This window comes from Flavobacterium sp. HSC-61S13, from assembly GCF_024171535.1.
GTDB lineage: Bacteria > Bacteroidota > Bacteroidia > Flavobacteriales > Flavobacteriaceae > Flavobacterium.
In genome coordinates, this window is sequence record NZ_JALJZV010000002.1 from 164066 (window position 1) to 177150 (window position 13085).

At 36.4% G+C, this 13085-nt stretch carries 12 protein-coding genes; 8 read left to right on the plus strand and 4 right to left on the minus strand.

Annotated features, from left to right (window positions below; all coding sequences use genetic code 11):
* Positions 1 to 447: 447 nt before the first annotated feature.
* Both L1275_RS03065 and L1275_RS03070 read right to left on the minus strand, forming a co-directional pair.
* Positions 448 to 1032, minus strand: a complete 585-nt coding sequence (locus L1275_RS03065; RefSeq protein WP_253469556.1) for a hypothetical protein — start codon at positions 1030 to 1032, stop codon at positions 448 to 450.
* Between the two features lie 582 nt (positions 1033 to 1614).
* Positions 1615 to 3501 carry a S8/S53 family peptidase gene (locus L1275_RS03070; protein ID WP_253469559.1) on the minus strand — a complete coding sequence of 629 codons (1887 nt, stop codon included), beginning with the start codon at positions 3499 to 3501 and terminating at the stop codon, positions 1615 to 1617.
* Positions 3502 to 3569: 68 nt separating this feature from the next.
* On the opposite strand from L1275_RS03070, the gene L1275_RS03075 reads away from it, so the two are divergent.
* Entirely contained in the window at positions 3570 to 4172 is a 603-nt protein-coding gene (locus tag L1275_RS03075; RefSeq protein WP_253469562.1) for a ribonuclease HII, read from the plus strand.
* Positions 4173 to 4279: 107 nt separating this feature from the next.
* Here the strand turns inward: L1275_RS03075 and lipB are convergent, their stop codons facing one another.
* Together lipB and L1275_RS03085 are read right to left on the minus strand one after the other, a co-directional pair.
* Positions 4280 to 4981 carry a lipoyl(octanoyl) transferase LipB gene (lipB, locus tag L1275_RS03080; RefSeq protein ID WP_253469567.1) on the minus strand — a complete coding sequence of 234 codons (702 nt, stop codon included), beginning with the start codon at positions 4979 to 4981 and terminating at the stop codon, positions 4280 to 4282.
* A 9-nt stretch (positions 4982 to 4990) separates the two neighbouring features.
* Positions 4991 to 5149, minus strand: coding sequence for a YqaE/Pmp3 family membrane protein (locus tag L1275_RS03085; protein WP_253469570.1), 159 nt, complete (start codon positions 5147 to 5149; stop codon positions 4991 to 4993).
* A 286-nt stretch (positions 5150 to 5435) separates the two neighbouring features.
* Between L1275_RS03085 and lysS the strand changes: the two genes are divergently transcribed.
* The 7 genes from lysS (at position 5436) to L1275_RS03120 (ending at position 13072) form a co-directional block, all read left to right on the plus strand.
* Entirely contained in the window at positions 5436 to 7136 is a 1701-nt protein-coding gene (gene lysS, locus L1275_RS03090; RefSeq protein WP_253469572.1) for a lysine--tRNA ligase, read from the plus strand.
* 247 nt (positions 7137 to 7383) lie between these two features.
* Positions 7384 to 7935, plus strand: a complete 552-nt coding sequence (locus L1275_RS03095) for an SCO family protein (protein WP_253469575.1) — start codon at positions 7384 to 7386, stop codon at positions 7933 to 7935.
* A complete protein-coding gene (locus tag L1275_RS03100) occupies positions 7936 to 8310 on the plus strand; it encodes a hypothetical protein (RefSeq protein WP_253469578.1) in 375 nt (124 codons plus the stop codon). It begins immediately after the preceding gene.
* A gap of 44 nt (positions 8311 to 8354) precedes the next feature.
* A complete protein-coding gene (locus tag L1275_RS03105) occupies positions 8355 to 9218 on the plus strand; it encodes a helix-turn-helix transcriptional regulator (RefSeq protein ID WP_253469581.1) in 864 nt (287 codons plus the stop codon).
* A gap of 255 nt (positions 9219 to 9473) precedes the next feature.
* Positions 9474 to 9842, plus strand: a complete 369-nt coding sequence (locus L1275_RS03110) for a hypothetical protein (RefSeq protein ID WP_253469584.1) — start codon at positions 9474 to 9476, stop codon at positions 9840 to 9842.
* A 321-nt stretch (positions 9843 to 10163) separates the two neighbouring features.
* Complete coding sequence (locus L1275_RS03115) at positions 10164 to 11084, plus strand: hypothetical protein (RefSeq protein ID WP_253469587.1); 921 nt, start codon at positions 10164 to 10166, stop codon at positions 11082 to 11084.
* Positions 11084 to 13072, plus strand: coding sequence for a TonB-dependent siderophore receptor (locus tag L1275_RS03120; protein ID WP_253469590.1), 1989 nt, complete (start codon positions 11084 to 11086; stop codon positions 13070 to 13072). The genes L1275_RS03115 and L1275_RS03120 overlap by 1 nt, the downstream gene beginning before the upstream one ends.
* Positions 13073 to 13085 lie beyond the last annotated feature (13 nt).

Below are 13085 nucleotides of genomic sequence, written 5' to 3' on the forward strand. Positions count from 1 at the left end.
ACAAAAATTACCTTAAAAAGCACCAAATATTAACAACCGAACCTTTAAGAAAAGTAAAAATCACTATTGAAATCAAAACATAAATACGAATATCAAACTAAATACTCTTTTAATCAGAAATAAAACTATTTACATACTTTTCTACTATTAGTGTCAAATATTTCGCACGCTCACCTATTACTGAAATCAATATAAAAACAAAGCTATTTACATCTTAAACTTTGATTTTACAAACATTTTTAAGACGTTCCAATTGTAGTGAACACAATTATTTTACGACTACATCCCCATCCGAATTAGTAACAACAAAAAAGAGTTTTCCGAAGATTCGAAAAACTCTTTATAAATGCACATTTATAAAACAAATGTGCAAGATTAATTAATTGCAAAATTTATCAAAATTTAAAAACCTTGTAATAACAATAACTACTAATACTTTTTTGGTAATTATTTCTTTTCAAACGTTTGCATATCTAAAAAATCTTCCAGTCTTAAATTATAATTAAAATAACCTGCACCCTTATAAGTAACAGGATAATCATTGTATTCGCCTTTACCCTTATCATATATAGTTCTCACTACATCAAAGTAAACACCTACATGAAATCTTTTAGCTTCTTTATCATATAAAACAATTTTATTTGTAATTACTACTCGCTGCTTCCCTGTAATTACAAAACTATTGACAGAACTATGTTGTACCGTCGCCAGAACATTACTAATCGTGACGTCATTAGTAACAGGATTGTATTTAAACGTAAAACTCGCGTGAGAGGATTCCAGCGATACAGAAGGATAAGCCTGCAAATGGAAGTTCTTAATTATAAAAGACCCTTCATGCAGCTGTTTATAATATTCAAAATGCGTATAAAAGTCCTTAATATCTGGACATTCAAAACAATCTCCATCTACCACTTCTTCCTTTATTATACTTTTACTTTCGTTAACTGTTTTGATGTCATCAACAGCACTGTCGTCCGTACTACAAGCAAAAAAGAAAGGTAACATAAATACTAAAATAATTTTTTTCATAAAACTAAAATTAAACTTTATTAACAAACAATATATAATATAAATTAAAAAATACAAACAAGTATATAATAAATAACCGTATAAAACAACACATTTACCAATTAACCTCAATTTTTATCTACACAAAATTAAAACAACAAATCCTTTTTTAACATTCAACTAGCTCACAGTTGAACAACTTATTATACAAAAAAGTCCTCCAAAAGCAGCAAACTGTTTCTGGAGGACCGCTATCAACACCTATCTTATTATATTCTTAAAAACGTTCAATCACTATTATTTAAATCTCGTAGTAGCAAGTTACTAAAAGCATAAGACGAAAATCTTATTTTATAAAAAAGCTCCCACTCTTAGAGTAAAATTTTCATTACAAAATACATTCTACAGCTAAAAAAAGCGACTATGCATAAGTGCAAGTCGCTTCTAAATTAATTTTACCACTATTAAACCCGTCTTGATAATGACCGCGATGTAATGTATAGCACTCTCTATATTAAGTACTTTTAGACGAGCAACTCCCATCTCATTAACAACGCTTCAGTACTTATTCCATGGTCACCATATCATTAGATTGCTACTTTTTTATAACTTAATCACTTTAAAAACCTCTTTAGTCCCTCCTTTTTTGAACGAAACAACATATACCCCAGTTTTTAACATAGATATATCAATTTTACTTACTTGGTTACGATTTGTTTCTAGAGCGTCGATTTGGAGTACATTCTTTCCATTTAAATCGTAAATATTTACGCTCCCACCATTCATATCACCCTCACCTAAACTCATACTCAAATAATCAGAAGCGGGGTTAGGCCATACTCGCGCTCGCTTGCTAAATTTGGCAATATCTTGGCTAACACTATCCATTCCAGAAATCAAAATCGAATAATCTTGCTCTCCTAAAAATAATTTCTTTGAATGCGACACCTTTATGGTATATTCTCCTGCTTCTGCATTTGGAATTTCTATCTTCTCAATATTATCTACATCATTAATTCCGCGCTCCGCCACAGGATCATTCTGATCCTTTTTTAGACGCCATGGATAATATAATATACTACCTTTTTGTACTAAAACATTTAGATCGTTAACCAAATCCGGCGTCGAATCATCAATTTTCCCAAGCTTCTCCACACCTTCCTTATCCGTCCACGCCAAGGTGATTACCAATTTATCCTTTGAAGTATTTAACTTTACTTGATAAGTATCTTCTTCGCCTTGTGCTAAAATTGTTTCCTCCAAAAAGCTAAAATCACCTTCTATGGATTCTCTTATAAAGTCAACACCACGCCTTGCATTGATCAACCCCCAACCAAACTGATAATCCGGCCCAGGAAATAACCCCGCCTCATCGGCCGTATGAGCCATGATTCCACGAATACTCGCAGAGGTCAAAGCTTTGGTATAATTATGTCGTCTTCCATAATATTGTTGCCACAAGCTAAAAACCGACGAAACCGCAGGGGCTGCCATCGAAGTACCACTCAAAACGTCATAATCCGTAGTGCTAGTATCCACAGTAGAAAGCACATTAACTCCCTGAGCTGAAATATCCGGTTTAACTCTAAAGTCATCAGTAGGCCCCCAATTACTAAAATTAGTCATCAAAACATCTTGTGCTTCGTGATAATTTACTACCGGAGTTACAGCCGCAACAACGACGGCATTTTTCGATACCGCCATAGCTGTTAATAAATCACGCCCTTCTTTTTTAGGATTATACTCCGAATATTTGTTCCTATCGTTACCAGCGGCGACAACCGGTTGATAATATTTCATATTATAGGTCATTGCATCAACTGCCTGAGTAGTTTTGGTATAAGCACCAAAATAATATTCTGGTAATTTCTCTGGATCCAATCCATAGGAATGATTGGACACCAACAACCCTTGCCCAGCTAATTTGATCATTTCCTCTAAATCATCCGTCCAATTACTAACCCACAAATGTGCATTGGGAATCAAACCTCGCCCTTCCGGCTCATTTACGCCACTTGCCACTAGTGTTCCACTGACATGAGTAGCATGTCTGGTAATATTAGTATAATTACTATCGTCTTTTATCGTAATCTTACCCATTAAATCCTCATGATCGTATTTGGGAATTCCCGCATCCCACATCCCTACAATCATGCCTTCACCATTCAAATCTAATCCCGTGACACCTCCTGAATTTAACTCGTTAACCCGAGCAGTGCTAGCCGAGATTTGATTGGTCGTCTTATAATACAGCTGATTCCCCAAAGCATCGATTTCTATTCGTTGCCTATTTCCAGTCCATAAGGCTCTGCCACCGATAGAGTCAGTCAATTTTTCTCTTTTATAAGTCTGAATTAAAGTCTGTATATGCGCTGCATTATATCCTTCAACTATGCTTTTACGCAACGAATTATTTTGTCCCACAGCATCATGACAGCAGACAAGTAGTAAACCGAAGCATACTATATTTATAAACGACAGATACTTCATTGTCTATATGTTTAAATGTTTTGTTATTTTTACAGTCTAAATGTAATCAAGTCTAAATTAGATTCAAAATGTTACTATCAAACTTTTCGGGAAAGTTACTTGAAGCGGGAACGGATGAGGCCGGCAGGGGATGTATAGCTGGTCCTGTAACGGCTGCCGCTGTTATTTTACCTTTTGATTTCCAACAAGAACAACTCAATGACTCTAAAAAAATCACCGAGAAACTTCGGTATTCTTTACGAGAAATCATAGAAAGGGAAGCCTTATGTTTTAGCGTCAATCACTTAAACGAAGCTGTTATTGATGAAATCAATATCTTAAACGCATCGATAAAAGCCATGCAACTTTCGGTAACCCAACTGCAGCCCATACCTGAGTTTATCATAATAGACGGCAATCGTTTTTACCCTATTAATGAAATTCCTTTTCAGTGTATCATAAAAGGTGACATGAAATATTTAAGCATCGCCGCCGCATCTGTCTTAGCCAAAACTTATAGAGATGATTATATGAACCAGATTCACGAAGAATTCCCCATGTATAACTGGAAAAAAAACAAGGGATATCCAACCAAAGAACATCGTGATGCAATCAGGGCCTTTGGCCCCTGCAAATATCATCGAACCAGCTTTCGATTATTGCCTGAACAACTGCGCTTAGACATCAAATAAGCAAAACATACTAAACAAATAAACGCAGCTTCCATACTAGGAAGTCTGCGTTTATTTTTGTAACTTATAATAATATTAACTCAAGTAATTTTCGCTCCTATTTGATTTCAACTAACGATCTCCGCTTCGAACAAAATCGAAAAGTAATGAACTATCTTACGTTTTACTTCTTCCTCATCAACCTTATCTACTCCTAGTTCTACGTTTAATGAAGTCACCCCTTTTCCTCGAATTCCACAAGGAATAATGTTGTCAAAAAAACCCAAATCTGAATTGACATTTAGAGCAAATCCATGCATGGTCACCCATCGAGAAGCCCGTACACCCAAAGCGCATATTTTCCTTGCAAATGGAGTTCCAACACCTAGCCAAACACCCGTTTCACCTTCACTTCTACCAGATTCAATACCGTAGTCTTTTAGGGTCAATATCATCGACTCTTCTAAAAGTCTAAGATACTTATGGATGTCACTAAAAAAGTTTTCTAAATCCAAAATAGGGTAACCTACTACTTGACCTGGTCCGTGATAGGTAATATCACCACCTCGATTGATTTTATAAAAAGTAGCTCCTTTTTCTTCCAATTGTTTTTCATTTAAAAGCAAATTGTCAAAATCACCACTTTTTCCCAAGGTATACACATGAGGATGTTCTACGAACAAGAAAAAATTCTCTGTCGGGCTATTTTTCTCCTCTCGTCTATTTGAGATTTTAGTATCTATTATACCTTGAAACAATTCTTCTTGATATGCCCAAGTATCTTTATAATCACGATGTCCGAGATCGATCAACCTTACCTGTTTATTCATCTTATGCTATTATCTTTTTGGATTATTCAGAATAATCAATGCTGCAATTACACCAGGTACCCAACCAAAGATCGTCAGAATCCCCACTATGATCACAGAACCACATCCCTTATCCAAGACAGCTAACGGGGGAAGAAAAATCGCTAAAATAACTCGCCAAAATCCCATAAAAAACTTCTTTTCAAAAAATTAATTCTATTCTAAATAACTCCATTTATACTTTTACAAAGTACGGTATTTTTTTAGAGCAACCTTCTCAATCGCTTCAAAATATTTTTAAAAAAAACAGCTGGATTATATTTTATGTTACGCAAATATCATCTCGAAGAAAGTTGACCAAAATGCTGTGTACTTTTATTATATTTTTTAGCTAAAAACCTTGCATTTGTGACATTACAATTGTCGCCATATCAAATTATAACTATATTTGTCGCCATTATATAAATAGACTATTATGCAACTTTCAGAACAAGAAATCATTCGAAGAGAAAAGTTGAGCAAATTAAAAGAGCTCGGCATCAATCCTTATCCCGCTAACCTATTTGCTGTTGATCATACATCCAAGCAAATCAAAGCTGATTTCGAAGAAGGGAAGAAGGTTGTTGTAGCTGGTCGTTTAATGTCTTCTCGTATCCAAGGTAAAGCTTCTTTTGCTGAGATTCAAGATAGCGAAGGCCGTATTCAGGTTTACATCAATAGAGATGAAATCTGTACTGGAGAGGACAAAACACTTTACAATGAGGTTTTTAAAAAACTGATTGATCTAGGCGATATTATCGGTATTGAAGGAGAGCTGTTCGTTACTCAAGTTGGAGAAAAAACGCTACGCGCAAAAAAACTGACGCTATTGAGTAAGTCACTACGTCCATTACCGTTGCCAAAAACAGATGCGGACGGTCAAATTTTTGATGCTTTTACCGATCCTGAATTGCGTTATAGAATGCGCTATGTAGATTTGGTCGTAAACCCAATCATCAAAGAGACTTTTGTCAAAAGAACAAAATTATTCAACGCTATGCGTGAATATTTTAATCAAGCTGGCTATATGGAGGTCGAAACACCTGTCTTACAACCGATTCCTGGAGGCGCTGCGGCACGTCCGTTTATTACGCATCACAATTCTTTGGACATGCCTCTATATATGAGAATTGCCAACGAACTGTATTTAAAACGATTGATTGTAGGTGGTTTTGACGGGGTATATGAATTTTCCAAAAACTTTAGAAATGAAGGGATGGACAGAACCCATAATCCAGAATTTACAGTAATGGAGATCTACGTAGCCTACAAAGACTACAATTGGATGATGAATTTTACTGAAAATCTCTTAGAACATTGTGCCCTTGCAGTAAACGGAAATACAGAAACTGTATTTGGAGATCATAAAATCAACTTTAAAGCGCCTTTTAAACGTGTTACCATGGCTGATTCTATTAAAGAATTCACAGGTTTTGACATCACTGGTAAATCAGAAGATGAGATTAGAGTTGCTGCCTTATCCATGGGTATACCAGTTAATGAGACTATGGGTAAAGGAAAATTAATCGACGAGATTTTTGGAGAAAAATGTGAAGGCAACTATATTCAACCCACTTTTATCACCGACTATCCTATAGAAATGTCTCCTTTAACGAAAGTTCATCGTGATAATCCAGAATTGACCGAGCGTTTTGAGTTGATGGTTTGTGGAAAAGAAGTAGCCAATGCCTATTCAGAGCTAAACGATCCTATCGATCAAAGAGAGCGTTTTGAATCACAAATGGCCTTGTCGGAACGCGGCGATGACGAAGCCATGTTCATCGATCAAGACTTCCTTAGAGCTTTGGAATACGGTATGCCACCAACTTCTGGTTTGGGAATCGGAATGGATCGTTTGATTATGTTTCTAACGAATAACCCATCGATACAAGAAGTTCTTTTCTTCCCACAAATGCGTTTGGAGAAAACCACTCCGAGTATCGAATTAAGCGATGAGGAGAAGGAAATTGTTGCTATACTTGTAAAAAATGAAAATAAGCTAGCTTTGAGCGACCTAAAAGAACAATCGGGTTTAAGCGGAAAAAAATGGGACAAGGCCATGAAATCATTAGCCCAACATCATTTGACTACCGTGATTACCGAGGATGACGTTAAAAAAGTTGTTTATCAAGCCTAAATATTATAGAAAAAGCCTGTTTTGAGAAACCAAAACGGGCTTTTTTATTTCATATATATCCTCAATTTTTAAAATTTTTTGCCACACAAAGTTCGTAAATTTACGCCGAACAACTCCATGCCAAAATCAAACGCACTGGATGATCACCAACCAATGATTCTTTTTACCCACAATGAAGGCTATACTGTTCTTTTCGATTTTTATTGTTTTTATTTCCTGTTCAAGTAATTCGGAAAAACTTCCTTATTTGGGCAATCACACTGAAGAGGTATCGAAAAGTCAAACTAAAGTCATCAACTATTTTAAAGTTCCCGATTTTTCGTTGACCAATCAAGACCGCATCACTATTAACAACGACTCTTTTAAAAATAAGATTTACATTGCTGATTTTATTTTTCTAAAATGCCCGACCATCTGCCCGATTATGAATCAACAGCTCAAACGGGTCTACGACGTTTTTAAGGACAATGCAGCGGTGCTTTTTGTTTCTCATACCATCGATCCCGAAAATGATTCGATTCCAGTGCTCAAAGCTTATTCTGATCAATTAGGCGTTGATTCCAAAAAATGGCACTTTTTACACGGTGAGAAAAAGGATATCTATCAATTAGCCGAGAAAGGATATTTTTCGCAGGCCTACGAAAACGTAAATGCTCCCGGAGGATATGCTCACAGCGGTGCTTTTATCTTAGTCGATAAGAACCGCCACCTGCGAGGTGTTTACGATGGAACTAATTCCGCAGATGTCGATCGATTAATAAAAGAAATTGTAATTTTACTCCAAGAAAAATCCAATTAGGTGAAGAAAAGTATTTTTACCATATTACTCCTCTCATTTATATATCAAAATACTTCAAGTTTTTGGATCATAACCGCATTCTATATCAATCGCGACTACATCGCTAAAAACGTATGTATCAACAGATTTGACACCATCCCCGTATGTAATGGATCTTGTTATCTTCAACAAGAACTCTCCGCCGATTCCGACAAAAAACAAGAACTTCCTATCATCAAATTAAAAGAGGTACAACCCCTTTTTTATCAAAGCATCCCCTATCAGATAGCTGTTGCCAAAGTGTTTATAGCACCCAGAATCTATCCGAAATATTATTCAAAATTCATCATTTCAAACTTGGTCTTTTCTTTATTTCAGCCTCCTGAACTCGCTTAGTTATTTGTTAGAATAAGCCGAGTATAAATTAAAAACCACCTATTATGCAATCACACCGCTTGCCGGTATGCCATATTGGTTTATTTGATGATGCGCGTGATTTCTTTATTGGCCCCATCGATGGATTATTAAAAAAATATCCTCTTTTGGAATTTCCACATCAAAGCAGCTTTTACACCCTCTTGGTTATCGAGAAGGGTAAAGGAGACGTGGTTATTGACAACAACAGAAAACAAATCACTGATGCGCAAGTAATCATCACAAAACCCAATTGTATTACCGAATTAATTATAAACAGCGAGGCTCAGGGAAAAATCATTTGCTTTACCGAAGACTTTTTTTCATTGAGATACAACAATAACATTCTCCATCAATTCTCCTTTTTTAATGGAGAAATGCCCAGTACAATACCGGTACTAAAAGATCATTCCGATTATCTCAGTACCTTATTGTCTTTTATGCACACTGAATTTAATAACGCCCACAAGGTTTCTATCAATGCACTACGCTCCTATTTGAATATTTTACTAATCGAACTAGAGCGCATTCACGGCCCTTTAAAAACAGCACAAACTAGCAATCCCGCACGAGAGAAAATAGAACTGTTTCAAAAGCTGATCGCCAAAAACTTCAAGACTTGTAAAATGCCTTCAGACTATGCGGAAATGCTAAATCTAAGCACCAATTACTTAAATAAAATCTGCAAAAAGACCCTTGGACAAACCTCTGGAGATCTGATCCGAAAACAGCTCATTCTAGAGGCCCAACGCTTATTGCATTACACCAACTTATCCATCAGCGAAATTGCCTATGAATTGGGATTTGAACATGCCTCTTATTTTATTACTTTTTTTAAAAAAGGCACAGATCTCACTCCCGAAAAATACCGCAAAAAAAATGATGAATAAAAGTAGCATCAAGAAATGAAACGAAGTAAAGTTAAAAAGGCGGTATACAACCTTTTAAGATACTGCTTTTTTAACTTATCTAAAAATCTATATTAAACTATTTAAAGAACAGTACAAAACAAATCGTAGAAGTATTGACAACAGATACATACTGTTTAAATATTTTAAAGAACATTAACTTACTTAATCAATCCATTATTTAATACAAACAATCTTAAACTTGGCGCTTAAAAAAAAACGATAGACCTTTACACTGTGAAAAAAGCAACCCTCATATTATCTCTATTTATACTGTTTAGACCGGTACTACCGGCTCTGGAATATGTGGTGTTTTATGACTATATCAAAAACGAACTCTGTGTTAATAAAGACCAACCAGAAATGGCGTGTAATGGTAAATGTCATTTAAAAAAAGAGCTTGCAAAAACCGTTGAAGCGGACAATAACAAGGATAAGTATCACTCGTTTTCACTTGAAAAAAACCTGACATACTACGCAGAAATTGTATGGAAACTCCCTCTTGACTTTGAGGCAAAAAACATCTTAGAACCGCTTTTTTCATACGCATGCATTTATCAATTTTCCTTCGCAAGTTTCGTTTTTAGACCCCCCCTATATCCCTAGTTTACAGGATTAGTTTTCCAAGCCTTATAAAGCATTGGCTAAAGCATCTATTTGGCTACTTGGCGGCATTGACCTATCCTGATCTTTTCGATTTTGTCTCGTTGAATTCTAAAGAAATTCGCAACCCGATAATTCACAACGACTGCTAGAACTTTTACCGTTGTAAAAAAGCGTCTATAGCATTGTTGTCTTCACGGTAGCACATCAGCTGGGCTATCCCATTTGTTGTAGGCGTATTTTTCCGATCTCAACACCGACAAAACGAACAAAAACGAATTAAGTACTCTGTGCTCAACGAAGATTTAAAACCTACTGAAAGTCATGAAATGCTATACCCTTTTTGCAATCGCTTTGCTGTTTGCCTTGAGCTCTTGTACCCTAGATAAAACGGACTATGAAGATGAAATAAATACAATAGTCCCCGAATATCACGACTTTAAAGACGTGATTTCCACTACTAAGGGTATTTATAAAATTGATATTTTAGCTTTAAACGGAACCCTTTATAAGGGGTATAATGAAATCCGAATCAAGCTTACCAATACGGTAACTAACGAAGCATTAGTTCGCGCTGACCCTCTGTTATTACCTGTTTTAACTCAAGCAAATACCAGTAAGGTTTCGTATCCACACAGTTCACGTTGGATTTATAATAACGTGGATCAATACTATACTGGATATGCAGTATTTTCCAGTGAGAGCAATGTCGACAACTGGACGTTACGACTCGTCTTTAACGACAAAGATCAAACCTTTACGGTTATCCAAGATGCTGTCATTCATAAGCAGGTGAATAAAAACTTAAATATGACCGCCTTTACAGGCAAGGATGGCATACAATATATTATTGCATTAAAGGCGCCACAGAAGCCAAAAGTATCAGAAAATCAGCTAATTGCAGGCATCTATAAATCCGATTTAATAAGTGATGCTTCTGGGATTGCAACAGATTTAATCTCGGAATCCTATTCAGAAGCTCAAAATTATATTTTGAAATTGGACCCCAGAATGCCAGAGCCCTCGATGGGCAATCATTCATCACCGAACAATCAGGATTTAAAACAAGCTACAGATGGATGGTATTACGGCATGGTCAATTACACCATGACTGGAAATTGGACCCTGAATTTGATGCTGCTCGATCAAAACGGTAAGATTATACAAGGAACACCGGTTTCAACGGATTTCACTCCGGGTGTTGAAGGTGCGAAAAGTGAACTCCATATTGATATTTTATTCTAATGAATAGGAAACTACTTACCCTAGCGTTATTTTTTTTGGGAATAACAGTTCATGCTCAAAACAAGCCTATTGAAACCGATACGGTTACCGCTTTAGAAAATATCGATTTAGTTGTTTTGGCAAAAAAGAAAATCGAGACCCAAATGAAAATGGCGGTATCAGTTGATGAATTTCTGGCCTCTTCGGATCAAATTAGCTTCATAAAAAGAGGTGCTTATGCCTGGGAACCTTTGCTCAATAATATGAGTAGCGAGCGCTCGAGTATTACTATTGACGGGATGCACATTTTCGGAGCATGCACTGACAAAATGGATCCGATCACCTCGTATGTTGAGCAAAATAATTTATCTGAGATAGCTATAAAATCGGGACAAGAAGGGAGCCTACAAGGTGCAACCATAGCTGGAAGTATTGACTTAAAAAGAAGAAGCACTGCCTTTGGACTAGAAAAAAAATGGCATGGCGCTTATCAAACGGGATTGGAATTCAACAACAAGCAGTTTTTAAACTTGGCGAATCTATCGTACTCCAGTGAGAAATTTGTGGCAGATGGAAGTATCTCATATCGAAAAGCCGACAACTACAAAGATGGGAATAAGCACGAGGTTGCACATTCACAATACAAAAAGATGAATACTTCTTTGGGCTTGGCTTATAAAACTAGTACCCTATCGGCTCTAAGAGTCGACGCCATATTCGATGTTGCCAAAGATGTTGGATACCCCGCTCTGCCGATGGATTTATGGCTATCACGTGCAATTATTACCTCTGTTGCTTACAAACAATTGTTTGAAGAAAGTCTGATAAAAGCATGGGACACTAAAATGTATTTTAATGCTATTGAACATTATATGGATGATACTACACGACCTGAGAATTTGGTACACATGGATATGCCCGGTTGGAACACCACTTATGGTTTGGTTTCTAGAGTAGACCTACAAGGCGATCGCTATCGTTCCGAAGTACAACTGAATGCCTATCACAATTTATCGATAGCCGAAATGCGCATGTATCCGCAAGATCGCAGTGAACGAACTATGTTTGCTTACAGCTGGCCTTGGGTCAGTACAACTTATGCCAGTATCGCCAGCACAAATACTTGGGAGTTTTCAGAAGATAGTCAACTCGAATTTGGAGGTTCCGTAGGTGTTAATCACAATCATTCCAAATATGTTGAGTTTAATTGGATTTTTTATCCAGGTGCCCCTCAAGAAAAGACTCGTTTTTTGCCGAGTCTATATGCCAAATACCATTACAATTACAACAAATTTCGCTTTTCTATCGGTAGCGGTTACGGACATCGAGCTCCTACTGTTTCTGAAGCTTATGGTTATTATATATATAACAGCTTTGATCGTTACGACTATATTGGGAATCCCAATTTAAAAAACGAAATTTCTTATGAAGCCAATGCAAGTGTCGGTTTTAGTAGCGGAAAATTGAATATCCAAGCCAAAGTCAACTATTTCTATATTGAAAACTACATCATTGGTCGGGTGTTGAGTTTGGGTAGTCCAATGAACTACCAATCTGTTGGAGTAAAGGGATACACTTCCCTAGACCGGGCTACTTTATTCAATTTTTCACTAAACACCGGTTATCACATTCTTAAAGATTTGCATTGGAACGGAACTCTGACGTATGCGCGCGGACAAGATGACAAAAAGGGAAACCTGCCTTTTATTCGTCCTTTGAGCTATCAAACTTCTCTGCATTTTCAGTATCGAGAATTCGGGTTTCAAACATCGGTAAACGGCGATTTTGAACAACTCAACTATAGTCCCGAATACGGCGAAGATCAAACACCGTCTTATAGCATCTGGAATTTTTCAACGGACTACCGATTTCAAATTAAAAACAAAAACGTTGTAGCCCAAATTGGCGTCGAAAATTTATTTAATAAGTACTATAGTACTTATGCGGATTGGGGAAATATCCCCAGAGTCGGACGCAACATTTTTACCTCATTAAAATTCAATTTATAACTTATAACAATTC